The organism is Agrobacterium sp. DSM 25558, from assembly GCF_900100825.1.
Classification (GTDB): domain Bacteria; phylum Pseudomonadota; class Alphaproteobacteria; order Rhizobiales; family Rhizobiaceae; genus Agrobacterium.
Genome location: NZ_FMUD01000009.1, coordinates 27,502 through 51,589 on the forward strand (window position 1 = coordinate 27,502; position 24,088 = coordinate 51,589).

Sequence of the window (24,088 nt, forward strand, 5' to 3'; positions counted from 1 at the left end):
GATGAGGAACGGACTATAAATCATCGGCCGAAGGTGAGGAGATTTTCGGCCAAACAGGAGGAGGAACACATGACGCATTCACTGCTCAATCCCACACGCCGTGCATTCATGGCCGGAACGGCAGCTATTGCCGGCACTGCCGCATTCGGCATTCGCCCAGCCGCCGCTGCCGTCGACTGGAAGAAGCACGCTGGCACGACGCTGGAAGTCAATCTCGTCAAAAGCCCGCGCAGCGAAACGCTTCTGAAATACATCAAGGAATTCGAAGAGCTGACCGGCATCAAGGTCAATGCCGAGGCGACGCCTGAACAGCAGCAGCGCCAGAAAGTCGTCATCGAACTGTCCTCCGGCAGACCAAGTTTCGACGTGGTTCACCTGAGCTATCACGTCCAGAAGCGCCAGTTCGAAAAGGGCAAGTGGCTGGCCGATATCAGCGGCTTCCTGAAAGACCCTACACTGACAGATCCTTCGCTGGTCGAGAGCGATTTTGCCGAAGCAGGCATGCAGTTTGCCAAGGATAGCGATGGCGTTCTGCGCTCCCTTCCCTTCTCGGTGGATTACTGGATTCTTTACTGGAACAAGGAATTGTTTGCAGCCAAGGGCCTGAAATATCCGCAGACTTTCGACGAGCTCGTTGCTGCAGCGGAAGCGCTGACCGATCCGTCCACCAACACCTATGGCTTCGTGGCACGCGGCCTGAAAAATGCCAATACGCCGGTCTGGACATCGCTGATGCTGGGTTACGGCGCAGCGCCAATCGTAGATGGTAAGATCGACGCCACAACCAAGGAAGCAGTGGAAGCGGCAACGCTTTACCAACGCCTGATGACCAAAGCGGCACCTCCCGGCGTTTCCGGGTTCAACTGGGCAGAGGCGCAGTCTGCCTTCCTGCAGGGCAAGATCGGCATGTGGCTGGATGGCGTCGGCTTTGCACCGCCTATCGAAAACCCGGAAAAGTCGCGCGTCGTCGGCAAGGCAGGCTACGGCGTCATGCCGAAGGGTCCGGCGCAACAGGCTGCAGGCACGTTCGGGGACGGCCTTGGCGTGGTCGAAGCCTCCACCAAGAAAGAAGCAGCTTACCTCTTCTGCCAATGGGCGATTTCCCACGAAATGGGTGCCCGCCTGTTGCAGGCTGGTGCAGGCGTGCCGTTCCGTCAGTCCATTCTGGAAGATGCCAAAGTTCGCGAAGGCGTGAAGATGCCAGCGGAGTGGCTGGATGCGGTCGTCGGTTCCGGCAAGGTTTCCAAGTTGGCCCTTCCCGTCATCATCCCGGTCACGGAATTCCGCGACATCTACGGCGTCGGCCTCACCAACATGATTGGTGGCGCAGACCCGGCAGCCGAACTCAAGAAAGCGACCGAACAGTTCGCACCTGTTCTGGCACGTAGCGAGGGATAATGGTGTCCGTCAGCATCGAAAACACAGCCAAGACGACGAAAGTCATCAGAAGGAGCAAGCCCACGCGGCTTGCTCCCAATTACTGGCCTTTCGTCATACCCGCCCTCGTCGTCATCGCAGCGGTGATCGTTTTTCCATGGGTGTTTACTCTGTGGATGAGCGCGCAGCGCTGGACGCTGGGGCAGGAACAGAGCTTCATCGGTTTCGACAACTACATCCGTCTGGCAAGCGATGCGCGGTTCTGGGAATCGCTCTGGCATACGCTGGTCTATACGACGCTATCGGTTGTCGCGCCCTTGTTTCTGGGTACGCTGGCGGCATTGCTGTTCGATGCGGAATTTCCATTACGCGGTTTTCTGCGTGGCATTTTCGTCATGCCGATGATGGCAACTCCGGTTGCCATCGCACTCGTCTGGACCATGATGTACCATCCCCAGCTTGGCGTCTTAAACTATCTCTTGTCCTTCATCGGCATTGGCCCGCTGGAGTGGATCTATAACCAGTCGACCGTCATTCCCTCTTTGGTGCTGGTGGAAACATGGCAGTGGACTCCGCTCGTCATGCTCATCGTTCTCGGTGGTCTCGCCGCCGTGCCGCGTGAGCCCTATGAAAGTGCTGAAATCGACGGTGCCAATGCCTGGCAGAAGTTCCGCTATCTCACCATGCCGATGATCGCGCCCTTCCTGATGATCGCCGTCATCATCCGTTCCATCGACGCCGTTAAAAGCTTCGACATCATCTATGCGATGACGCAGGGCGGACCCGGTACGGCATCTGAAACGATCAACATCTATCTCTACAACACGGCCTTTGCCTATTACGACATCGGTTACGGCTCGGCCATGGCCGTCGTGTTCTTCATCGTCATCGTCGCGCTGTCCTTCGTACTCTTGATGGTACGTGCCCGCACCCAATGGAACGAGATGGAGGATCGCTGATGAAACGCAAGACGCTCAATAAGATTGGCCTGTTCTTCGTCGCGCTCGTGATGATTTCGCCGGTCATCCTATTTTTCCTCTGGATGATCTCGCTCTCGCTGAAATACGAAATCGACAACGGAGCCTATCCGCCCATCCTCATTCCGGAACGCATCGCGTGGTCGAACTATGTGAAGGTGTTCGAGGAGAACAACTTCTTCCTCTATTTCTGGAATTCTGTGCTCGTCACCGGCGCGGCAACCTTCCTCGCACTCGTCATCGGCGTTCCCGCCGGTTACGGCATCGCGCGGTTGAAGGCGGAGAAGGCGGCGATCGTCATCATGATTGCACGCATGACGCCAGGCCTTTCCTTCCTCATTCCGCTGTTTCTCCTGTTCCAATGGCTGAACCTGCTGGGCACGCTGTGGCCGCAGATCATCATCCACTTGGTCGTCACCGTACCCATCGTGGTCTGGATCATGATCGGCTATTTCGAAACGACGCCGAAGGAACTCGAGGAAGCAGCCAGTATGGACGGCGCGTCGTCATGGCAGGTCTTCCGGCTCGTGGCTCTGCCCATCGCCAAACCTGGCATCGTCGTGTCCTTCATTCTCGCCGTCATCTTCTCTTGGAACAACTTCGTCTTCGGCATCGTGCTGGCCAGCCGTGAAACGCGCACCCTGCCGGTCGCGGTCTATAACATGCTGTCCTTCGAGCAGGTCAGTTGGGGTCCGCTTGCGGCCGCGGCGCTGATCGTCACGCTGCCAGTGCTGTTGCTCACGATGTTCGCGCAGAAGCAGATCGTTGCAGGCCTTACAGCCGGCGCTGTCAAAGGCGGTTAACTCATTAAATTCATTACGGGATCAAAACCATGGCACCGGTCAATATTCAAAATGTTCAAAAGCGCTTCGGCGCAGTCAACGTCATCCACGGCATCGATATCGATATTGGCGATGGTGAATTCGTCGTCCTCGTCGGCCCCTCCGGCTGCGGCAAATCCACCCTGCTGCGCATGATTGCGGGTCTGGAAGAAGTCAGCGACGGCGAAATCCGCATTGGCGCACGGGAGGTCAGCAATCTGCCTGCCCGTGATCGCGATATCGCCATGGTTTTCCAGAACTACGCCCTTTATCCGCACATGACGGTTAAAGAAAATATGGGTTTTGCGCTGAAGCTCAAGAAGGTCAGCGCCAACGAAACCGCCGAGAAGGTCAACAAGGCGGCCGCTATTCTGGGTCTCGACAAGCTGCTGGATCGTTTCCCACGCCAGCTTTCCGGCGGGCAACGCCAGCGCGTCGCCATGGGCCGCGCCCTGGTGCGCGACCCGCAGGTCTTCTTATTCGATGAGCCCCTGTCCAACCTTGATGCCAAGCTGCGGGTGCAGATGCGCGGTGAAATCAAGGCCCTGCATCAGCGCATCGGCACCACCACCATTTATGTGACCCATGACCAGGTGGAAGCCATGACAATGGCCGACAAGATCGTGGTGCTGCATGATGGCGTCATCGAGCAGATCGGCGCGCCGCTTGAGCTTTATGACCGCCCCGCCAACCTCTTCGTGGCTGGTTTCATTGGCTCACCCGCGATGAACTTCATTCGTGGCCGCGTAGAAGAAGGCGTCTTCCGCACCTCCAAGGGGCTGACACTGCCCCTGCCTCAGACGGCAAATCCCGCTGAACTCGGCGGGCGTGATCTCGTCTATGGCATCAGACCTGAACATATCCGTGTTGCCGAAAACGGGATCGCAGGCCGGGTTGGGTTGGTCGAAGGCACAGGCTCGGAAATCTATGCGAAGCTGGATTGCATGGGCGAGGACATTGCCTGCCTGTTCCGCGAGCGACTGGATATCCGCTTTGGCGACACCGTCAGCATTGCCATTGATCCCGCCTCCGTGCATCTGTTCGACCGGGAAACAGGCAAGCGAATCTGATCGTCCATGGGTGAAAACGAAAAACACGGCAAGCATGTGTTGTGCGTGGGTGCTGCCGTGCTGGACACGCTGTTCAGGGTACACGACATGCCCACCGGCCAAGGCAAGGTGCTGCCCTACGACATGCTGCAGATTGCCGAAGGCATGGCATCGAGCGCCGCTTATACGGTTCACCGCATGGGCGGCCGCGCCAGCCTGTGGGGTGCCGTGGGCGACGATGAGACGGGCCGCCGCATTCTTCGCGACCTCACCGAAAGCGGCATCGATACATCGGGTATGACAGTCGCAAAAGGCGCACGCTCAGCCCTCTCGACGATCATTATCGATGACAATGGCGAGCGGCTGATCGTGCCGTTTTACGATCATAAACTGCATGAGACCAAGCGCTCCTGCACGACGGAAGACTTGGCACCCTTTGATGCCGTTCTGGTGGATGTGCGCTGGCCGGACTTGGCATTCGATGTGCTGACGCTTGCACGCTCACTCGGTAAACATGCCGTTCTCGATGGCGATGTTGCGCCCGTGGAAACGCTGGAACGGCTCGCACCGGCGGCAACGCACATTATCTTTTCAGAACCTGCTGCCGAACGGCTGACGGACACCAGCGATGTGCCCGCGATGTTGCCGATCTTGCATGCACGCTATCCACAGACCTTCATTGCCGTCACCGCAGGACCTGCGGGCTGCTATTGGACGGAGCCGAACAATTCGGCTGTTCATTTCCAGTCGACACTGAAAGTGGATGCCATCGATACGCTGGCGGCCGGAGACGTGTTCCACGGTACATTCGCCCTTGCGATTGCGGAAGGCATCAAAAGCCGCGAAGCCATTCAATTGTCCTCGGTCGCTGCCGCTCTTAAATGTACTGTCTTCGGCGGTCGTGCAGGTACACCGACGAGAGCCGAAACAGAGGCTCGGCTTCATCAGTGGATATCAACGCTTCACGAGCCGTGATTGAGAGCAGCCTGCGAAATGACCTGCATCAGGACATGATCAGACCGCCATCGACATTGATGGTCTGGCCGGTGATATAGGCAGCATCATCGCTTGCAAGGAACGTCACGAGACCAGCGACATCCGCACCGGAGCCCGCACGCTTCATGGGAATGCCCTGAACCCATTCCTTCATGAGTTCTCCTGGCGCGTAGGTTCCCAGCAGCTTGCCCCACGCCTCGTCATTATAAGCCCACATATCGGTTTCGATGATGCCGGGGCAGAAGGCGTTGACGGTGATGGCTTCCACCGCCACCTCTTTTGCAAGGCTCTGAGTGATGCCAACGACACCCATTTTGGATGCGGCGTAATGTGGTGTGTAGATGAAACCGTCACGCGCCTGCCCGGATGCCGTGTTGATGATGCGCCCACCACGCTTGTGCTTGCGCATACGGGCAATCGCTTCCTGGGCGCAGAGGAAAACACCTTTGGTGTTGACCGCCATGACCTTGTCCCACTCGTTTTCGGTCATGTCCTCGATTTTGGCGATGGTGATGACGCCTGCATTCTGGATGGACACATCGACGGAGCCGAATGCCTTTTCGGCTGCATCGTAAAGCGCGACGACATCAGCCTTGCTGGTGACATCCCCGACAACCGAAATGGCTTTTCCGCCATCCGCCTTTATCTGTTCAGCCACGGCGTGAACCGCCTCTTCATTGGCGGAGACCACGAGGTTGGCCCCCTCCTCCGCAAAGCGCTTGGCAATTGCGGCACCGATGCCGCGACTACCGCCGGTTATGACGACCGTCTTGTTATGAAACCGGGACATGCGACCTCCATTTGATGGTGTTTGGGTGAGTTCTGAGAGGTTAGCCGCCTCTCACCAGCAGCAGAAACCACCATCCACCAGCAGATCGACACCCGTGACGTAGCTTGCGGCGTTGGACAGGAGGAAGACGGCGGGACCGACCATTTCATCGACGCTTGCCATACGCTGCATCGGTGTCTGCTCTTCGAAAAGCTTTGTCTGGTGCACCATTTCCGGGCGGGTGTTCATCGGCGTTGCCGTGTAGCCCGGCGAGATGGTGTTGACCCGGATTCCGCGATCCACCCATTCCATCGCCATCGACTTCGACATGTGGATGACGCCTGCCTTGGAGGCATTGTAGTGCGCCTGATTGAGGCCGCGATTGACGATGACGCCGGACATGGAGGCGATATTGACGATGGACCCCTTACCATGTCTCAGCATGGCGCGCGATTGCGCCTGGCAGGACAGGAAAATTCCCTTGAGATTGATATCCATCAGGGTCTGATACTGATCTTCTTCCATATCCTCGGCGCGGTTGGCATTGGCGATGCCAGCGGCGTTGACGGCAAGGGAAAGATTTCCAAGTTCGGTTTCGGTGCGACTGACAGCGTCAACCAGAGCCGACTTGCTCGTCACGTCTGCCGCAATCTGGATGGACCTGCGTCCCGCAGACCGGATGAATTCCGCCGTCTGGGCCAGACCATCATCACTGCGACGATCGAGCAGCGCCACGTCGGCACCGCATTGTGCCAGACCGATGGCAATCCTCTGGCCGATGCCGCTTCCGGCACCGGTAACGATGGCGACCTGTCCAGACAGATCGAAAAGCTTGGGAGCATTGAGCGTAATGTCGGCCATCGCTCTTCCTTTCATTGATAATTCAACTGGTTGCGAGTTCCATGATCGAGACATCATTGGCCTCGTCACGGTTAAGAATGCCGGCCTGATTGCCCTGCGCGAGCACAAGGATACGGTGTGAGACGCCCAGCACCTCCTCAAGATCGGAGCTGACGACGATAACCGCAACGCCCTGTTTGGCGAGGTTGGCGATAATATCGTAGATGCCTGCACGCGCACCAACGTCGATGCCGCGGGTCGGTTCATCCAGCACGACGACGCTGGGATTGCGGGCAAGCCATTTGGCAATGACCACCTTTTGCTGATTGCCGCCGGAAAGATCGGATGCAGGCTGTTCGCCACGCCCCTTCACGCCGAACTTGGAAATTGCATTGTTGGCAAAGTCGCGCTTCATGCCACTGCTCAGCCAGCGACCGCCCAACTGGTCGAGATTGGCGTAGATCAAATTTTCGCCGATGCGATGCGAGACGATCAAACCCTGATCCTTGCGGTCTTCCGGCACCATGACAATACCGTTGTCGATGGCGTCGGATGGGCTGCGCAGTGCCAGTTCCTTGCCATTGAGGCGGATTGCGCCAGATCGAATGGGATCAGCGCCTGCAATTGCGCGAACCAATTCGGTTCTGCCCGCGCCTACCAGCCCGGCAATACCAAGAATCTCTCCCGCATGCAGATCGAAGGTCACGTCTCTAAAAGAATTGGCCGCCGATGTCAGGCCGGCAACTTGCAGCACAACATTGTCCGTGGGCAGCGAACGCTGGGGGAACATTCTTTCCAGAGGCCGCCCTACCATGCTTTCAACGATGGTTCTGACCGGGGTTGCACTATCGGCAAATTCGTTGACGCGCTCACCATCGCGCAGGACGACGATGCGGTCGGTGATCTTGCGGATTTCATCCATACGGTGGGAAATGTAGATGATGCCAACGCCTTCGGCGCGCAGCTTGCGGACCTGCTCGAAAAGGGCCTCGGTTTCCGCGCCGCCAAGCGCTGCCGTCGGTTCGTCCAAAATGAGAAGCTTGGCATTCAGCGCCAGCGCCTTGGCAATCTCGACGAGTTGCTGGTTGGCGGTGGACAGACCTGCGACCTTGCGAGTGGCGGGTATATGCAGGTTGAGACGCGACATCTGTTCTTGCGCGCGGCTGACCATCTGCGCCCGGTCAACAACACCGTTACGGGTCGGCCAGCGACCCAGAAAGACATTTTCGGCTATCGTCAGTTCAGGCAGCAACTGCAGTTCCTGGTGGATCAGCACAACGCCCTTGTCGATTGCCTCTCTTGGGGAGGCTGGGGCATAAGGCTGCCCCAGCCATGTCATGGAACCTTCGGAGGGCGTGCGAGACCCGGCAATGATGCCTGACAAGGTGGACTTGCCCGCACCGTTTTCCCCGAGAAGCGCCACGACTTCGCCGGCATAGATATCAAGGCTCACATTCTTGACGACTTCCAAAGGACCATATCGCTTGGATATGCCCTTCAGTGACAGCACCGGTTCAGCCATGTCGCACCCTCCGTTGATTGCTTGCGAAAGACCAGATTATGGGTGGTTGGCGATGAAGCCGGCCACGTTGTCCTTCGTGGTCAAAGTGGCATCCAGCAACTGAACCGCTGGCACCTTGTCACCGGCAACGATCTTCACGGCAGAATCGACGGCTTCGCGGCCCATCTTTTGTGTCTGCTGTGTTGCGGTTACGTCGAAGACACCGTTCTTGAGGGCTTCGAGAGCGGCAGTATCACCGTCAAAGCCGCCCAGAGCGATTGTCTGTGTGGGCTTGGCAACTTTGATGGCCTGTGCCGCACCCAGCGCCAGACCGTCAGCCTGAGCAAAGACGATCGAAACGTCGGGATTGGCCTGAAGCATGTTCTGCATGATCTGGAAACCTTCATCCTGGCTCCAGAGATTGGACCACTGTTCGGCAACGACCTTGACATCCGGATATGCTTTTACAGCTTCCATGCAGCCCTTGGTGCGGTCAACTTCAGGCGTGGTGCCCTTCTGGCCATGGATGATGACCATCTTACCCTTGCCGCCGGCCTTTTCGAGGATGTGCTTGCAAACGGCATTGGCGGAAGCCACTGAATCGGTCGCGAGGAATGTGTCGCCCGGTGCACCATCGGCATTACGGTCGATGTTGATAACGGGAACGCCAGCAGCCTTTGCCAGCTTCACGGGAACGGTTGCAGCCGCGGCACCAGCCGGAATGTAGATGAGCGCGTCGATGTTCTGCGTCAGAAGATCCTGGATCTGGTTGACCTGCGTCGGGCCATCGCCCTTCGCATCGACGGTGACGACCGTGATGCCGCGTGTCTTGGCTTCAGCCTCGACGGCCTGCTTGATCTGGTTGAAGAAGTTTGCCTGAAGATTGGCGACTGCAAGGCCGATTTTCTTCACTTCCTTTGCCTGCACGGCACCGAATGAAAGCGAAAGAAGGGCAGCGGACGTCATCAGAATACGAGCTAGTTTCATTATTTCCTCCTGGGTTAAACCTGACCTTTTGGTACGTCCTCCGCCCTCAGGTCTTTGCTCCGCCTCAAATGTCTTGAAGGGGAATTCTTATGTCCGGGCCACGCGGCCCGGAAAAATCAGCTTCTACGGCGACGGAGCGTTTCCGCGCCAACGGCAAGAACGATGACGACGCCGATGATGACCTGCTGCAAAAAGGGTGAGACATTGAGCAGGTTGAGACCGTTTCGAAGCACGCCGATAATAAGGACGCCGATCAGGGTGCCGCCAATGCCACCTGCACCGCCCGTCAGAGACGTGCCACCGATGACCACGGCTGCAATCGTATCGAGTTCGTAACCAAAACCACTCGACGGCTGGACTGAATCAAGCCGCGCGGCCAGTACGATGCCCGCAAGTCCTGCAAGCACGGCGCACAGCACATAGACGCCGATGGTGACGAGGTGCACCTTGATGCCAGCCAGGCGTGCCACTTCCGGATTTCCGCCCACTGCATAGACCATCCGGCCTTCAGCGCGGAACTGCAGAAACAGCCAGGCGGAAATCAGAACGGCCAGCATGACGAAGACTGTCGCGGTCAGAACGCCGAAGTGGCGGTCAATGGCCAGCATCATGAACCAGTCCGGAAAACCGACGATTTGCTGTCCATCGGTGATCATGTTTGCGACACCACGGGCCGCCGACATCATGGCCAACGTAGCGATGAATGCGGGCACCCTGAACGTGGTTATCAATATTCCGACGATCAGGCCGCTGACGCCGGATGCAACGAGCGCAAAAACAATAGCGACGCCCATCGGCAGGCCAGCAACATTGGCTGTCCACCCCATGATCATCATCGACAGCGCCAGAACCGAGCCGACCGACAAATCGATACCACCGATGAGAATGACGAAGGTCATGCCCACAGCCATGATGCCGATGACGGTAATCTGGTCGAGAATGTTCAGTCCATTACGGACGGACAGGAACGTGTCGGTGCCAACACTTAAGAAAACGCACAGCGCCAGCAGTCCGATCAGCGGGCCGGTCGCTCCCTTGAGTTTGGCAAAGGGATTTCTGGACGAGCGGCTTTGCTCTTTTAGATCAATCGCAGCCATTGTTCCTCCCAATGGTTCGGCACAGGGCCGTAACGTGCCGTATCAGAATAAATATTCACACTTGCTGGAAAATTCATTACCGATCCTTTCTACTGCTGTCAAGAGAGAAGGCAAGGGCTATGTTTTTCAAACTAACCTCTGCACAATTGCAAAACATGATCTCCCTCTTGACTAATCAGGCGAATGTGCAAATATATCTATTAGTGAATATTTATTCAGGGAGACATGACATGCAGCTGAAGGAGCTTGAGCTCATCGCCCGACAGATTCGCCGGCGCGATTTGCAGGCCGTATTCGAGGCTGGCGCGGGACATATTGGTGGCGAGATGTCGGTCATCGACATGTTGACGGCGTTATATTTCCACGTCCTAAGTGTTTCGCCGGATGCGCCACAGGATCCCAATCGCGATCGGTTCGTCCTGTCCAAAGGACACACGGCATGCGCGCTTTATGTGACTTTGGCCAAGCGCGGTTTCATTCCCGAAGACGAAATCTCGACCTTTCTCAAGCCCCACTCGCGCTTGAACGGCCACCCGAACCGCAACAAGGTTCCCGGCGTCGAGACCAATACAGGTCCGCTCGGTCATGGCCTGCCGGTTGCTGTGGGAATGGCGAAGGCTGCGAAACTGTCCGGTGCCGATTACCATACCTATGTGATCACCGGTGACGGCGAGATGCAGGAAGGCTCCAACTGGGAAGCGATCATGTCGGCCGCGCAATTTGGTCTCGACAATCTGACGCTGGCGATCGATCACAACCGCTTCCAGCAGGGTGCATCCTTATCCGACACGAACGATATAGCACCGTTGCGTCCAAAGCTGGAAGCGTTCGGCTGGGAGGTGACGGAAATCAACGGCAACGACATGTCGCAGATCGTCCCGGCATTCGAACATCGCGGTTCACGCCCCCATTGCATCGTCGCCCACACCAACAAGGGCCATGGCATTTCCTTCATGCAGGACCGGGTCGATTGGCATCACAAGGTGCCGAGCAAGGAACAATATGACATCGCCATGCGCGAACTGTCGGAGGCATCATCATGAACGCACCCGTATCAAGCCCGAAACTCTACGATTGCCGCGACGCCTTTGCCGAAACGCTGGAAAAGCTGGCCGCCAATGACGATACCGTGGTTGCCGTCTGCAACGACTCCGTTGGTTCTTCCAAGCTTGGCGGTTTCAAAACCAAGTTTCCTGAACGGCTGATCAATGTCGGCATTGCCGAACAGAACATGATCGGCGTCGGCGCAGGTCTTGCCAATGGCGGCCGCCTTCCCTTCGTCTGCGCAGCCTCCTGCTTTTTGACCGGCCGCGCGCTGGAACAGATCAAAGCCGACCTCGCCTATTCCAACGTCAACGTGAAGCTGGTCGGCATTTCCTCGGGCATGGCCTATGGCGACCTTGGACCGACGCACCATTCCATCGAAGACTTCGCCTGGACGCGCGTGCTGCCGAACCTGCCGGTTATCGCCCCTTGTGACAGGATCGAAACGGCAGCAGCCATCGAATGGGCTGCCAGCTACGCCGGCCCATGCTTCCTGCGGCTGTCGCGCGTCGGCGTTCCGGACCTCTTGCCGGAGGGTCACGTCTTCGAACTCGGCCGTGCCAACGTTCTGAGAAAAGGGTCCGATGTGACGCTGATCGCCAACGGAACATTGACGCACCGGATGATAAAGGCTGCCGACATTCTAGCCACCCGTGGCATCGATGCGCGCGTGCTCAACATGGCGACCGTTCGCCCAATCGACGAAGACGCGATCATCGCGGCGGCCAATGAGACCGGCGCAATCGTGACGGCCGAGGAACACTCGATCTATGGCGGCCTCGGCTCCGCGATTGCCGAAGTAGTAGTCGATCATGCGCCGGTTCCGATGAAGCGTCTGGGCGTTCCCGGCATCTTCGCGCCCACCGGCTCGGCAGAATTCCTCCTGGACGAATTCGGTATGGCACCTGCTGCCATTGCAGATGCGACGGAAGCTCTTCTCAAGCGCAAGTAAGCCATTCAGACTACTGCCCGGGCCGTTGAAGGGCGGCCCGGCTTTTATGAACGCAGGGAAAACACCATCATGCGCGCCATTCTCGCAATTGATCAGGGCACCACAAATTCCAAGGCAGTGCTTGTTGCCGAGACCGGCACTGTTCTGTCGCGTGGCACTTCCCCGGTCGGCATTTCCTACCCGCAACCCGGCTGGGTGGAGCAGAGTGCAGACCGTATCTGGCAATCGGTTTGCGAGGCCGTCGAAGCCTGTTTGAGCGCATCACCAGGCGTCACGATCGAAGCGCTCGCCATCTCCAACCAGCGCGAATCCGTGACCATGTGGGATGCCGAAACCGGGCAGTCGCTCGCGCCCGTTATCAGCTGGCAATGCCGCCGCACAGCCGCTGACTGCGCCAGATTGATCGAGGCCGGACATCTGGAGAATGTGCAATCCATCACCGGCCTGCCGTTCGACCCCATGTTTCCCGGACCCAAAATGCGTTGGCTGCTGGACCGCGCGCCGGCGGGACGCGCCGTTCGCCTCGGCACGATCGATAGCTGGCTGATTCACTGCCTGACGGGCGGAACGCTGCATGCCTGCGATGCCTCAAATGCTGCCCGCAGCCAGTTGTTCGATCTGAAGCAGCAGATCTGGAGCGAGGAATTGTGCGCGTTGTTCGGCGTTACGAAAGACGCCCTGCCGCAGGTGCGCGACAGCTCCGGCGACTTCGGCGTCACACGCGGTCTTCCCGGTGTGGCCGATGGCACGCCAATCCGCGCAGCAATCGGCGATAGTCATGGCGCTCTGTTCGGACACGGCGCATTCAACCCCGGAGACGCCAAGGTGACATTCGGCACCGGCTCTTCGGTCATGACAACATTGCCGGAGTTTCTGGCACCGAAACACGGTATCACCACCACCGTTGCATGGCGCATCGGCGGCGTGCCGACATTCGCATTCGAGGGCAATATTCTGGTATCGGCCGCCAGCCTGCCCTGGATGATGGCCATTCTGGGGCTGCCAGATGTCGCAGCCCTTGTCGATCTTGCCGCCACTGCCGAGCCGAACGGACCGGGCTTCGTTCCCGCCTTTGTTGGCCTTGGTGCCCCCCATTGGGATTCGCAGGCGCGCGCCCTCTTCTCCCAGATCGATTTCAATACCACCCGCGCGCAGATGGCACGGGCAGTAACGGATTCCATCGGTTTTCAGGTTCGAGATGTTTTCGCAGCCATGCAAAGCCAGACACAGACACGCTTTGGTGCTCTGCATGTGGATGGCGGACCGAGCCAGAACCGGTTTCTGATGCAGACGGTGGCGGATGCCTTGGCGCATCCGGTCATTCAGAGCGAGGCACCGGAAGTTTCAGCGTTGGGCGCTGCCCATCTTGCTGGCCTGTCTCTTGGAATGTGGGCAGATGTCCAAGCGATATCGGCACTCCCGCGCATCACCACCACCATAGAACCAACCGGAATTGATAGCTTGAAACGTGTTGAAGCGTGGAATGATGCAATTGCTCGCTCGACGTTTCAACCGGCACTCGATAAAGGTGAATAAAAATTCACCATGGAGTGACGATGGGACGACTCAATGAACTCCGTCTGATTTCTCGCGTCGCGCAGATGTATCACATCGAGCACAAGCGCCAGGCCGACATTGCGCAACATCTGCGTCTGTCGCAGGCAACCGTTTCGCGGATGCTGAAGCGTGCGGAAGCGGAAGATATCGTGCGCACCACGGTCATCCCGCCAGCTGGCACCTATGCCGATCTGGAGCAGGCTCTGCGTGAGCGTTATAATCTTCCAGAAGCCGTCGTCGTCGATTGTTCCGAGGACCGGGACGGAGCGATCATGGCGCGGATTGGCGAGGCAGCGGCACATCTTCTGGAAATTACCCTGACACCCGGCGAAATTATCGGTGTTTCGAGTTGGAGCCAGACGATCTTTAAAATGGTCGAAAACATCCACCCGCAGAAAAGCGCGCAGGCGAAATATGTCGTGCAGACGCTTGGTGGTATGGGTGACCCCTCGGTGCAAACCCACGCCACACAACTGACGACGCGACTGGCCAAGCTGACCGGCGCGGAGCCAAAACTTCTGTCCGTCCAGGGCGTCACGACATCTCGTGAAGCCAAGCTGCTGATGATGGGCGATCCGTTCGTCCGCGATACGCTCGACCTTTTCGGCAGCATTTCGCTGGCAATCGTCGGCATCGGGGCTGTCGAACCTTCAGAGCTTCTGGCACGCTCAGGCAATATCTTCTCCGCGCGCGAGCTGGCGGATCTGGCGGAAGCCGGCGCGGTTGGCGACGTCTCGTTACGTTTTTTCGACAAGGATGGAAATCTCGTCAAAACGCCGCTGGACGAACGCGTGATCGGCATTTCGCTCGAAGACCTCTCGAAAGTCGAGCGCGTGATTGCTCTAGCTGGGGGCCGTGAAAAAACCGCAGCAATCGCCGGCGCACTTCGCATCGGCGTCATCGACATGCTCGTAACGGACAAGTTTACCGCCGAGCGCCTGACGACGTGATGGCAGTTCAACAGGGCGTAAGGCCCTGAAGGGCTAGCTTGGCCCGCCGTCGGACTGGCGGCCAAGGTTGATTACCTGCTGCTTAACACGCAATTAACCATGATCCGCTAGACGTTATTAACCGTCCGCCGATGCAGGCTGGCGCTCTTAGCATTGGTTAGCGAATGAACCAACAACTGCTTCCGGAATTCTCCCGGCGCCTCGGCTTGTTCACAGCACTGGTCTCGCTCGCCCTCACGACGCCTTCCTTCAGTCAGTCCGTCTGGACAGGCACTACCAACAATGAATTCAGCGAAGGGGCGAACTGGAATCCGAACCTTCCAGGTGAAACAGATACGGCAACGGTGAATACCGGCTCGCCGCAAGTTACGAATGAAGCCACAATCGACCAGCTCGGTGTGAACGGCGGCAATGTCACCGTTACCAACACCGGTGCGCTGACGGTAACGAGCGGTAGCACCATCACGTCAGGCAGCGTCGGCATCAATGCAGGTGGTGTGCTGAACTCGAATGTGGATCTCAATGGCGGAGGTCTCGGCATTGACGGCACGTTGAACGGCAAACTAAATCTGAACAACGGCAATGTAACGGTGAATGGGGCTCTAGGCAGTGCGTCCGTGGGCGTCGGGACTGCGCTTTCCAACAACGGAACGGTGGGCGATGTGTCCGTTTCATCAGGCGGAACCTTTGCCAACAACAGCTCAGGCACCGCGGGCGCGCTGACAAATGCCGGCACGGCTTCCAATGCTGGCACGGTTGAGTCGCTGACGAACACGGCAGGCAACTTTACAAACAATGCGGGCGGAACCATCACCGGGAAAACCACCGTTTCCGGTGGAACGGTGACGAACAATTTCGTCGTGACCGACGCGGATGTTGCGGCGGCCGCAGCCTTCGTCAACAACGCTGGTGCAACAGCTGGCGCTATCAGAAATTCCGGTTCGGTTACGAATACCGGGACGATAGCATCTTTTCAAAATGATGCAGGAAACTTTACGAACAACACAGGCGGTGTGGTGACAGGCCTCGCAGCCATTTCTGGCGGCAACCTTACAAACAATGCAGAACTGAACGATGTCGAGATCGGGACTGGCGGCACCTTCACCAACACCACGAATGCTATTGCTGGTGCCGTGACAAATGCAGGAGCCGCCTCGAATGCCGGCTCTATTGCCTCCCTGTCCAACACGGCAGGAAACTTCACCAATAATAGTGGCGGCGAGATCACCGGAAAGACGACGGTTTCCGGTGGGACGGTGACGAACAACTTTGTCGTGACGGATGTAGACGTCGCGGAGGCGGCGGCTTTCGTCAACAACACCGGCGCGACCGCGGGCGATGTCAGAAACTCCGGCACAGTAACGAACGCCGGTACCGTCGCTTCGGTTCAGAATGATGCCGGAACCTTCACGAACAATGTCGGAGGCGTGGTGACCGGCGCAACCACAGTCTATGGCGGAACGGTCACGAACAATTTCGTTGTTACGGACGCCGACGTTGCAGCCGCTGCCGCCTTCGTCAACAACGCTGGTGCAACAGCTGGCGCTATCCGCAATTCAGGCACGGTTACCAATGCGGGTACTATAGCGTCTCTGCAAAATGACGGCGGGCTCTTTACCAATAACGGTGGTGGTGAGGTTACGGGGACGACGAAGATTGACGGAGGAACGATCGTCAACAACGCGAGGCTTGCCAATGTCGAGATCGGCAAACAAGGAATATTCACGAACAACAACGGCGCTACGGCAGGCACGGTGACGAATGCGGGAACAGCCGCAAATGACGGCACCATTGCTTCTCTAGTGAATACTGATGGCTATTTTTCCAATACCGGGACGATCGCCGGAGGAGCAGCCATTACAGGCGGTGAACTCGTCAATCAGGGAACGATTGCCGGTACCATCGACATATTTGACGGCGGCCTCTTGTCCGGCAGTGGTGTGTCTGGGGGGCTGACCGTAAATGCAGGGGGCATCCTCTCTCCCGGACCCGGCGTCGCGACGCTCGACGTCACTGGAAATCTCACGTTCCATACCGGCTCGACCTATCAGCTCGACATCAATGCCAATGGTCTGTCCGATCGGATCAACGCAGGAACGATAGACATTAACGGCGGCACTTTGGATATCCGCGCTGCCTCGAGCACCTATGGGTTCTCAACGAATTATACGATCCTGACCGCCAACAACATCACTGGAACGTTCGACAGCATTAACAGCGACTTTGCCTTCCTATCCCCGACACTTACCTATGGCAGCAGCAGCGTCGATCTTAGCCTCGATCGCAATGCTGTTCGGTTTAAAGACGTTGCGCTGACGGCAAATGATGGTGCAACTGCTGCGGCAGTTGAAGATTTTGGTGTTACGAATACGCTGTTTTCGGCAATATTGCCGCTGGATATCCAGACCGCGCAAAGCGCCTTCTCGCAGCTAAACGGAGAAATCCATTCCTCGCTCAAGAGTGCTTTTATAAAAGACAGCCAATTTTCCCGGGAGGCCATCCTCGACCAGATGTACGCTCTGGATGAGCGGACATCTGTATCTGTTGATGATACCCACTTCTGGACCTCGGGCATCCTGGCTCAAAACGATTTTGCTAGTGACGGTAATGCCAGAGCGTTTGATACCAAGACCGCCGTTACATTTTTTGGAGCCGACATAGCGGTTTCCGATCATTGGCGGTTTGGTGGCGTCATGGGATACGGCCATCTTGCGGCGCAACCTCAAGCCAGCGCCGATTCCTATCATATAGGCCTTTATACGGCGGGCGATATTGGCCCTTTGAATGTCGTCGGCGGTGCAATTCACACGAAGAACGAGGTATCGACACAGCGCGAGATCGCGTTTGGCACATTCACCGACCAGCTTGACGCCAAATATGACAGCGCCTCCACACAGGTGTTCGGAGATATATCCTGGAAGCTGGAGGGAGAGAGTTTCAGCCTCAAGCCTTTCGCCAATCTGTCTTACATCAGCCTTGAGACCGATGATTTCAATGAAAGTGGCGGAGCAGCGGCTTTGTCGGCATCGGGAGGCAGCAGCGATGTGTCCATGTCGACCCTCGGTATACGCTGGTCCACCGCCTTGCAGACCAGCGATCTACCAGTCGTCGCTTCTGGCACGATAGGTTGGCGTCACGCCGCAGGCGATTTAACGCCAGATTTGCTGACCAGCTTCGCGGGTGGCTCCCCGTTCATCCTCGAAGGAATTACAATTCCAAAAAATTCGCTTGTGTTGAAGGCAGGTATTACAGCCATCCTTTCCAAATCCGCTCGCCTATCGCTAACCTATTCCGGCGAATTCACCGGCGGGTTCCAGTCGAATACGGCACACGCAAACTTGTCGATTGATTTTTAATATGCGGCCAGCCGCACCTTATCCATTGGCAATAATGACATTGCATCCTAGCTTTTCGAGACTGGCGATAGCCGCATCATCCGCATGCAATGTCGTGATGATACCATCGACGTTCTGGAATTCCGTGATTTCAAATGACGACACGGCCCCTATTTTCTCCGATGATGCAAGGATATAGGCGGCTCCCGACATCGAAACCACGAAGCGTTTAACCTCGGCCTCTTCGCTGTCACCAGTCGTAATGCCCTGATTAGGATGCACCCCTGTTGCTCCTATAAAGCAGATATCTGGCCGATATCGCGACAACCAAGACAAAGTCGCAGCACCGACCGTGACGACGGAGTGGCGGAACAAGCGCCCTCCAATGATTTCCACTGTCACATGGGGGTGGGTTGCCAACTCTAGAGCCACGTTGAGGCTATGGGTAACGATTGTGGCGCGTAAATCCTGGCGCAGACTGCGGGCAAGCTGAACCGCTGTCGTCCCGCCATCCAGAAAGACCAGTTGCCCGTCCTCGATCATTCCCGCCGCATACCTGCCGACATTTGTTTTCTCGGCATCGGAGATATGTATCCGGCTTGAATAATTCGCCACGGCTGGAGAGAGGGGGACGGCTCCTCCGTGCACCCGTTTCAATTGCCCATCCCTGGCCAGCTCTCGCAAATCCCGACGGATCGTGTCTTCGGACACGCCCATTCGCTGGCTCTCATCCGTGGCAATCACACGCCCGGTCTGTGCCAGCAGTTGCAGGAGCTGTGCTTTTCTCTCGTCAACCAACATCATTTTTCATCCTTGACTCTACACGAATTTACACGAAAATGCACGAAAGTAAATGAGGACACCGATGAGCGATAGCAACTACAGGCTCGTATCCGAGCGCATTCTGGCGGATGATTGGGGACGCCTGACAAAATACGAATTCGATCTTCGCCTGCGCGATGGCACCTGGCAGCGCCAGCAACGGGAGACCTATGACCGCGGCAACGGAGCAACGTGCCTGCTGTACAACAAGGACAAAGGCACGGTGCTGCTGACACGGCAGTTCCGGTTGCCTGCATTCGTAAATGGAGCGCTTGAGTTTCTGATCGAAACCCCTGCGGGCCTTCTTGAGGGAGCTGAACCGGCAACCCGGATGCAGGACGAACTCATTGAGGAGACCGGCTACGACGTATCGGCGCTGACCCACCTCTTCGACATTTACATGAGCCCCGGCTCCGTGACGGAGTATCTTGCCTTCTTCGAAGGCGAATATTCCGACAAAGACAAGGTTGGTGAAGGCGGCGGCTCCGCTGACGAAGGCGAGGACATCGACGTGCTGCAAATTCCACTGACGGAAGCCATAAACATGATCGAAAACGGCGACATCCGCGATGCCAAAACGATCATTCTTTTGCAGCACCTGACCATCAGACTGTTACGGAAAAAGGTTTCGTCATGCTGATTTTGATCGCAGGTCCCTATCGTTCCGGAACGGGTGACGATCCGGAAAAGATGAGAGCGAACCAGAGGGTACTGGAACAGGCTTCATGGCCGTTGTTTCAGGCCGGGCATATCCCCATGATAGGCGAATGGGTGGCTCAGCCAGTTTGGCACACGGCGGGCGGCAAAGAGGTAGGCGACGATCTTTACGAGCAAATCTTCTACCCGACGGCCCAACGGCTGATCCAAATCTGCGATGCCGTGCTTCGTCTGCCGGGCGAAAGTCGCGGGGCAGACAATGATGTTCGTCTGGCCCGCGAAAGAGGACTTCCAGTCTATTTCGATATCGCAGATGTTCCGTCTGCAAACGAAGTCGCGTTGGAGTGAAACGGTCCTTTCGCGAACGACGCATCACGGCGTCTGAATGGATTCACGATAGGGATTGCGTCTCAACAGTTGCCGCGTAAGCGGCAGGGTAAGTCGTGTCGGGCATGCCAACAAAGCTGTCGCCTCGCCTACCGATCATGCCCGGTGCAGCGAATGGCCTTGGAAACACCACCTGCGCCGCAGGTCTGACTTTGGCGATCTTCGCCAAAGCTTCGATGTACTCAGCGGGCATATCCACGTTGACGATGATATCGCTATGCGGTCCCGTCGTCATGCGTGGCGTGTTCATGGCCTCTTCGATATCCATGCCGGCATGGACGATCATGCCCGTTAATTGAGCGAGAGATGGTACGATTTGATTACCGCCAGCAGCGCCATATGCCGCGAAAGTGCCATTCGCATCTGTGACGACGACGGGGCACATGTTGCTGGGGGCATAGGCATTTGGCGTCAACGAATTGGCTCGGCCCGGCGTGGGGTCGAACCAGGACATGCCATTGTTCAGCAATATGCCGGTCGAAGGTGAAAGCGCACGCGCACCGAAGCGGTTGAGCAGCGTGAAGGTAATCGCCACCATACGCCCTTCGCTATCCACGGCGTTAACCTGCGTTGTGCTGGTCTTGTTCGTCGTTTCTGCCGGGTTCAGCCTGCGGCGATGGGCGCTGAATGATTCCCATAGAGCCTGCGACATGGTCGTGAAGAAATCCGCATCCACCGGGCCGACGCCACGCTTCTGATCGAAGAAGGACAAAGCGTCGAACAGGCGCTGCCCCGCACTCGTCTCGCCTGCCACGTGGACGGTCTTGTCTTGCAACGTCATACTGCGTGCCCGGTAAATCAGTGGCTCATAGGCCGCCAAATCCTCAAGCGTCATGAAGCTGCCGCCGGTCTGCATATCCGCGATCAGTTGCGTACCGATTGAGCCGCCGTAAAGCGCATCAGGTCCTTCATTCGCTAATGTTTCCAGAGTTTGGGCCAGCGCCGTCAAGGGTAAGATGGTTCCCGGCTCGGGCGGAAAACCATCGGGCAAGAAAACAGATCGGGCACCCTCATCCTTGGCGAGATCCGATGCAGCGATGGCAATGGCCAATGTCGTATGCCAGTCAACGACCAGCCCCTGACGTGCTCTTTCAATGGCGGGTGCAAGTGCGGCATCGAACCTGATCGTTCCATGTCGCTTCAGCGCCTGCGCAAAACCGCGCACGCAACCGGGAACGACGGCGGCCGTAAAGCCATCGACATTGCGGTTCTCAACGGATGCCGGATGACCGATAAAGGTCTTGATACCAGGGTCCGGCCTGTAGAAAACGGTATCAAAGGACGATGGAACGCGACCGGTGAACTCGATCGTCTCAACGGTACCATCCGGCTGGGCCACCAGCATATAGCCGCAGGCGGCAAGGCTGGTCATCCATGGCTCGACCGTTTGAAGGGTGAATGCCGCCGTGACCGCCGCGTCGACAGCATTGCCGCCTTCACGAAGGACTGCGGCACCTGCTTCTGCTGCGACGTAGTGCTGAGAGGTGACGACACCCCGCGCGCTGACGCCCGCGACTTTGCGCGTCGTACTGCGTTCGACACGCAGATGATTGAATTGTGGGTTCTCCATCACTTGGCCTCCACAAGCGCGGCGGCAACCATTCGGCTTGCGCCTGAGAGATCGCCGAGCTTTTCACCAGCCTCGATCTTGCCCTTGTTTCGACCCGCACGCGCCTGTCTGGCCTCGGCCTCCTGCAACACCTCTTCGGCCTCACCAATCGGGATGACGACGATACCGCTGGCATCGGCAATCACGACATCACCGGGCATGACAGGTACATTGCCGCAGGAGATCGGAAGGTTCAGCGAGCCACCAAGATCATTCAGCCGAGTGGTGATACCGGAGACGCCGCGCGACCAAAGGGGCATGCCGAGTTCGATGATTTCTTCTACATCCGTGCACGGCCCATCGATGACGACGCCAATCGCGCCCGCCGTTTTGATAGCGAAAGCGACGCCACCACCGATACAGGCGTGGCGGTCGTCTCCCAACCGGTCAACGAACAGAAAATCGCCGGGGCGAATGACGGAGACGGCGTGATGGAGCAAAGTCGAATCCGTCGCGGGAATAGCCACTGTGACGGCCGTGCCAACCAGCGTGCGGCCGACTTCGACAACCGGGGTGATCGCATGATGAACGAAGCCGCGGTGGCGAAAATGTCCGATGGTGGCAACTTCAACCGCTTCAAATCTTTTCCTCAGATCGGAATCGATCTGCGCAGGCTGAGCGCCGATATGGTATTTTCTCATAGGGTTTCCTCTGGGGATATGCTGGCATCCTGCAAGACCGGCTTGTGCTGCCAGCCCTTGCCCGGAACCGCAGCAAGCAATTCTCTGGTGTAAGCGTCTTTCGGCGCGCCGAAAAGTGATGCGGGATCACCACGCTCCACGATGCGACCGTGGCGCATGACCGCGATATTGTCGCAAATCTGGCTCGCGACACGCAGATCGTGGGTAATGAATAGAATGCCAAAGCCAAGCCGTTCCTGCATTTTGGCCAAAAGATCGAGAACCTGTGCCTGCACCGAAACATCGAGAGCCGAAACAGACTCGTCTGCGATGAGGAGCTCAGGCTCCACGGCAAGAGCGCGGGCAATGCAGATGCGTTGTCTTTGTCCGCCGGAAAACTCGTGCGGGAAGCGTGTTGCCGACGCCCGGTCCAGGCCGCAGGCTTCCAGCAAATCGAGTGCCCGGACCATGGCTGCCTTGGAATCGAGGCCGTGAACGATGGGGCCTTCGGCAATGGCATCGCCGATGCGCTGGCGTGGATCGAGCGCGGTGTAGGGGTCCTGAAAGACGATCTGCACCTTGCGGCGCGCGTCACGCAGCGCTTTGCCACGCAGCCCAGAGAAGTCGCCATCGGAGATGACGATATCGCCGCTCTCAGGCTGAACGAGACGGATCACGCATTGCGCCAGCGTCGATTTTCCCGAACCGGACTCGCCGACAAGCCCAAGCGTTTCGCCCCGGCGAATGGTGATATCGACGTCATCGACAGCCTTGACGACGCGCCCTGCACCGAACAGGCCAGAGCGTGAAAACGTCTTGATGATGTTTTTGGCAATGAGGACAGGCGAACCCAGCCCTTCCCGTTCTTTGCGCGGCGTCAGCGTGGGGACGGCCGCCAGCAGGCGCTTCGTATAGTCCTCCTGCGGATGATTGAGGACCTCATCTCGCGTGCCGATTTCAATCAGCTTGCCTTTTTGCATAACGGCAACGCGATCTGCGATCTCCGCCACCACGCCAAAATCATGCGTGATGAAAATGATGCCCGTGCCGTGCCGTTCACGCAATTCCAGCATCAGTTTCAAAATTTGCGCCTGCGTGGTTACATCGAGCGCGGTCGTCGGCTCGTCGGCAATCAGTACCGAAGGATCAAGCGCCAGAGCCGTGGCGATCATGACACGTTGGCATTGTCCGCCAGACAATTGGTGCGGATAGGAATAGAAAATCTGTTCCGGGTTGGGGAGATGCACCTCCTGAAACAGCCTGATGACACGTTCCTTGATCTCTGCTTTTGACAGAGACGTATGAACCTGGAACGCTTCCGAAACCTGCTTGCCGATCCTAAAGATAGGGTTGAGGGCGGCAGTTGGCTCCTGAAAGATCATGGCGATGCTACGGCCGGTGATGCCGCGCCTTGTCGCGTCGTCAATGGTAAGCAGATTTTTATTCTCGAACCTCACCTCTCCAGTGGGCTTGCCCAGATTGCGCGGCAGCAATCCCATGGCGGCGAGCGCCGTCAAGGATTTGCCGGAACCGGATTCACCGACGATACAGAGGATTTCGCCCTTGGCCACCGAGAGCGACAAATCCTCCACGGCAAAGCCGCGATCTGCGCCTTGCGGTAGCGGAACACTGAGATGATCGATCGACAGCCGCACATCACTCATGGTCACTTCGCCTTTGTATTCTCAAGGACAGCCGGAATTTCTGGAAGACTTTCGCGGAACTCCGCGAACGCCATATC

The 24,088-nt window shown here is 57.5% G+C and carries 21 protein-coding genes; 12 read left to right on the forward strand and 9 right to left on the reverse strand.

Features of this window, described 5'->3' with window-relative positions:
• Positions 1–69 precede the first annotated feature (69 nt).
• The 5 genes from DSM25558_RS09935 to DSM25558_RS09955 are packed head-to-tail and all read left to right on the forward strand — an operon-like array spanning position 70 to position 5,199.
• The gene (locus DSM25558_RS09935) at positions 70–1,398 is read left to right on the forward strand and encodes an ABC transporter substrate-binding protein (protein WP_077104268.1); all 1,329 of its coding nucleotides are present in this window, start codon (positions 70–72) and stop codon (positions 1,396–1,398) included.
• Complete coding sequence (locus tag DSM25558_RS09940) at positions 1,398–2,336, forward strand: carbohydrate ABC transporter permease (RefSeq protein ID WP_077104270.1); 939 nt, start codon at positions 1,398–1,400, stop codon at positions 2,334–2,336. Before DSM25558_RS09935 ends, DSM25558_RS09940 begins: the two co-directional genes overlap by 1 nt.
• Entirely contained in the window at positions 2,336–3,157 is an 822-nt protein-coding gene (locus DSM25558_RS09945; RefSeq protein WP_077104272.1) for a carbohydrate ABC transporter permease, read from the forward strand. The genes DSM25558_RS09940 and DSM25558_RS09945 overlap by 1 nt, the downstream gene beginning before the upstream one ends.
• 29 nt (positions 3,158–3,186) lie before the next feature.
• A complete protein-coding gene (locus tag DSM25558_RS09950) occupies positions 3,187–4,245 on the forward strand; it encodes an ABC transporter ATP-binding protein (RefSeq protein ID WP_077104274.1) in 1,059 nt (352 codons plus the stop codon).
• Positions 4,246–4,251: 6 nt separating this feature from the next.
• Entirely contained in the window at positions 4,252–5,199 is a 948-nt protein-coding gene (locus tag DSM25558_RS09955) for a sugar kinase (protein WP_077104276.1), read from the forward strand.
• Between the two features lie 28 nt (positions 5,200–5,227).
• Here DSM25558_RS09955 and DSM25558_RS09960 read toward each other — a convergent pair whose 3' ends face one another.
• The 5 genes from DSM25558_RS09960 to DSM25558_RS09980 form a co-directional block, all read right to left on the reverse strand.
• A complete protein-coding gene (locus tag DSM25558_RS09960) occupies positions 5,228–6,010 on the reverse strand; it encodes a glucose 1-dehydrogenase (RefSeq protein WP_077104278.1) in 783 nt (260 codons plus the stop codon).
• Between the two features lie 51 nt (positions 6,011–6,061).
• A complete protein-coding gene (locus tag DSM25558_RS09965; RefSeq protein WP_077104280.1) occupies positions 6,062–6,850 on the reverse strand; it encodes an SDR family oxidoreductase in 789 nt (262 codons plus the stop codon).
• Positions 6,851–6,872: 22 nt separating this feature from the next.
• Positions 6,873–8,351, reverse strand: a complete 1,479-nt coding sequence (locus DSM25558_RS09970; protein ID WP_077104282.1) for a sugar ABC transporter ATP-binding protein — start codon at positions 8,349–8,351, stop codon at positions 6,873–6,875.
• Positions 8,352–8,387: 36 nt separating this feature from the next.
• A complete protein-coding gene (locus DSM25558_RS09975) occupies positions 8,388–9,317 on the reverse strand; it encodes a sugar ABC transporter substrate-binding protein (protein ID WP_077104284.1) in 930 nt (309 codons plus the stop codon).
• A 116-nt stretch (positions 9,318–9,433) separates the two neighbouring features.
• The gene (locus tag DSM25558_RS09980) at positions 9,434–10,414 is read right to left on the reverse strand and encodes an ABC transporter permease (protein WP_077104286.1); all 981 of its coding nucleotides are present in this window, start codon (positions 10,412–10,414) and stop codon (positions 9,434–9,436) included.
• 230 nt (positions 10,415–10,644) lie between these two features.
• Between DSM25558_RS09980 and DSM25558_RS09985 the strand changes: the two genes are divergently transcribed.
• From DSM25558_RS09985 to DSM25558_RS10005, 5 genes are all read left to right on the forward strand, one after another.
• The gene (locus DSM25558_RS09985; RefSeq protein WP_077104288.1) at positions 10,645–11,457 is read left to right on the forward strand and encodes a transketolase; all 813 of its coding nucleotides are present in this window, start codon (positions 10,645–10,647) and stop codon (positions 11,455–11,457) included.
• Positions 11,454–12,410, forward strand: a complete 957-nt coding sequence (locus tag DSM25558_RS09990) for a transketolase family protein (RefSeq protein ID WP_077104290.1) — start codon at positions 11,454–11,456, stop codon at positions 12,408–12,410. The genes DSM25558_RS09985 and DSM25558_RS09990 overlap by 4 nt, the downstream gene beginning before the upstream one ends.
• 69 nt (positions 12,411–12,479) lie before the next feature.
• Entirely contained in the window at positions 12,480–13,946 is a 1,467-nt protein-coding gene (locus tag DSM25558_RS09995; RefSeq protein ID WP_077104292.1) for an FGGY family carbohydrate kinase, read from the forward strand.
• A 20-nt stretch (positions 13,947–13,966) separates the two neighbouring features.
• Complete coding sequence (locus DSM25558_RS10000) at positions 13,967–14,917, forward strand: sugar-binding transcriptional regulator (protein WP_077104294.1); 951 nt, start codon at positions 13,967–13,969, stop codon at positions 14,915–14,917.
• A 164-nt stretch (positions 14,918–15,081) separates the two neighbouring features.
• Complete coding sequence (locus DSM25558_RS10005; RefSeq protein ID WP_077104296.1) at positions 15,082–18,273, forward strand: autotransporter domain-containing protein; 3,192 nt, start codon at positions 15,082–15,084, stop codon at positions 18,271–18,273.
• A gap of 18 nt (positions 18,274–18,291) precedes the next feature.
• Here DSM25558_RS10005 and DSM25558_RS10010 read toward each other — a convergent pair whose 3' ends face one another.
• Entirely contained in the window at positions 18,292–19,056 is a 765-nt protein-coding gene (locus DSM25558_RS10010; RefSeq protein ID WP_103585938.1) for a DeoR/GlpR family DNA-binding transcription regulator, read from the reverse strand.
• Between the two features lie 61 nt (positions 19,057–19,117).
• On the opposite strand from DSM25558_RS10010, the gene DSM25558_RS10015 reads away from it, so the two are divergent.
• Together DSM25558_RS10015 and DSM25558_RS10020 are read left to right on the forward strand one after the other, a co-directional pair.
• Positions 19,118–19,714 carry an NUDIX domain-containing protein gene (locus DSM25558_RS10015; RefSeq protein ID WP_077104300.1) on the forward strand — a complete coding sequence of 199 codons (597 nt, stop codon included), beginning with the start codon at positions 19,118–19,120 and terminating at the stop codon, positions 19,712–19,714.
• Positions 19,708–20,079, forward strand: coding sequence for a DUF4406 domain-containing protein (locus tag DSM25558_RS10020; RefSeq protein ID WP_077104302.1), 372 nt, complete (start codon positions 19,708–19,710; stop codon positions 20,077–20,079). Before DSM25558_RS10015 ends, DSM25558_RS10020 begins: the two co-directional genes overlap by 7 nt.
• Before the next feature lie 43 nt (positions 20,080–20,122).
• Here DSM25558_RS10020 and DSM25558_RS10025 read toward each other — a convergent pair whose 3' ends face one another.
• Genes DSM25558_RS10025 through DSM25558_RS10035 form a run of 3 tightly spaced genes read right to left on the reverse strand, consistent with a single transcriptional unit; the run spans position 20,123 to position 24,011 of the window.
• Positions 20,123–21,688 (reverse strand): gamma-glutamyltransferase, encoded by a 1,566-nt coding sequence (locus tag DSM25558_RS10025; protein WP_077104303.1) that lies wholly within the window; start codon positions 21,686–21,688, stop codon positions 20,123–20,125.
• Positions 21,688–22,368, reverse strand: a complete 681-nt coding sequence (locus DSM25558_RS10030) for an RraA family protein (RefSeq protein ID WP_077104305.1) — start codon at positions 22,366–22,368, stop codon at positions 21,688–21,690. The genes DSM25558_RS10025 and DSM25558_RS10030 overlap by 1 nt, the downstream gene beginning before the upstream one ends.
• Positions 22,365–24,011: an ABC transporter ATP-binding protein gene (locus DSM25558_RS10035; protein ID WP_077104307.1), complete on the reverse strand. Its 1,647-nt coding sequence runs from the start codon at positions 24,009–24,011 to the stop codon at positions 22,365–22,367. Before DSM25558_RS10035 ends, DSM25558_RS10030 begins: the two co-directional genes overlap by 4 nt.
• Positions 24,012–24,088: the final 77 nt, after the last annotated feature.

Excerpts from the sequence above, each read along its gene's own strand:
- DSM25558_RS10015 (WP_077104300.1), top strand. The coding sequence starts at position 19,118 with ATGAGCGATAGCAACTACAGGCTCGTATCCGAGCGCATTCTGGCGGAT.
- DSM25558_RS09975 (WP_077104284.1), bottom strand. The coding sequence starts at position 9,317 with ATGAAACTAGCTCGTATTCTGATGACGTCCGCTGCCCTTCTTTCGCTT.
- DSM25558_RS10010 (WP_103585938.1), bottom strand. The coding sequence starts at position 19,056 with ATGATGTTGGTTGACGAGAGAAAAGCACAGCTCCTGCAACTGCTGGCA.
- DSM25558_RS09970 (WP_077104282.1), bottom strand. The coding sequence starts at position 8,351 with ATGGCTGAACCGGTGCTGTCACTGAAGGGCATATCCAAGCGATATGGT.
- DSM25558_RS09980 (WP_077104286.1), bottom strand. The coding sequence starts at position 10,414 with ATGGCTGCGATTGATCTAAAAGAGCAAAGCCGCTCGTCCAGAAATCCC.
- DSM25558_RS09935 (WP_077104268.1), top strand. The coding sequence starts at position 70 with ATGACGCATTCACTGCTCAATCCCACACGCCGTGCATTCATGGCCGGA.
- DSM25558_RS09995 (WP_077104292.1), top strand. The coding sequence starts at position 12,480 with ATGCGCGCCATTCTCGCAATTGATCAGGGCACCACAAATTCCAAGGCA.
- DSM25558_RS10035 (WP_077104307.1), bottom strand. The coding sequence starts at position 24,011 with ATGAGTGATGTGCGGCTGTCGATCGATCATCTCAGTGTTCCGCTACCG.
- DSM25558_RS10030 (WP_077104305.1), bottom strand. The coding sequence starts at position 22,368 with ATGAGAAAATACCATATCGGCGCTCAGCCTGCGCAGATCGATTCCGAT.
- DSM25558_RS10005 (WP_077104296.1), top strand. The coding sequence starts at position 15,082 with ATGAACCAACAACTGCTTCCGGAATTCTCCCGGCGCCTCGGCTTGTTC.
- DSM25558_RS09965 (WP_077104280.1), bottom strand. The coding sequence starts at position 6,850 with ATGGCCGACATTACGCTCAATGCTCCCAAGCTTTTCGATCTGTCTGGA.
- DSM25558_RS10000 (WP_077104294.1), top strand. The coding sequence starts at position 13,967 with ATGGGACGACTCAATGAACTCCGTCTGATTTCTCGCGTCGCGCAGATG.
- DSM25558_RS09985 (WP_077104288.1), top strand. The coding sequence starts at position 10,645 with ATGCAGCTGAAGGAGCTTGAGCTCATCGCCCGACAGATTCGCCGGCGC.
- DSM25558_RS09960 (WP_077104278.1), bottom strand. The coding sequence starts at position 6,010 with ATGTCCCGGTTTCATAACAAGACGGTCGTCATAACCGGCGGTAGTCGC.
- DSM25558_RS09955 (WP_077104276.1), top strand. The coding sequence starts at position 4,252 with ATGGGTGAAAACGAAAAACACGGCAAGCATGTGTTGTGCGTGGGTGCT.
- DSM25558_RS09990 (WP_077104290.1), top strand. The coding sequence starts at position 11,454 with ATGAACGCACCCGTATCAAGCCCGAAACTCTACGATTGCCGCGACGCC.
- DSM25558_RS10020 (WP_077104302.1), top strand. The coding sequence starts at position 19,708 with ATGCTGATTTTGATCGCAGGTCCCTATCGTTCCGGAACGGGTGACGAT.
- DSM25558_RS09950 (WP_077104274.1), top strand. The coding sequence starts at position 3,187 with ATGGCACCGGTCAATATTCAAAATGTTCAAAAGCGCTTCGGCGCAGTC.
- DSM25558_RS10025 (WP_077104303.1), bottom strand. The coding sequence starts at position 21,688 with ATGGAGAACCCACAATTCAATCATCTGCGTGTCGAACGCAGTACGACG.
- DSM25558_RS09945 (WP_077104272.1), top strand. The coding sequence starts at position 2,336 with ATGAAACGCAAGACGCTCAATAAGATTGGCCTGTTCTTCGTCGCGCTC.
- DSM25558_RS09940 (WP_077104270.1), top strand. The coding sequence starts at position 1,398 with ATGGTGTCCGTCAGCATCGAAAACACAGCCAAGACGACGAAAGTCATC.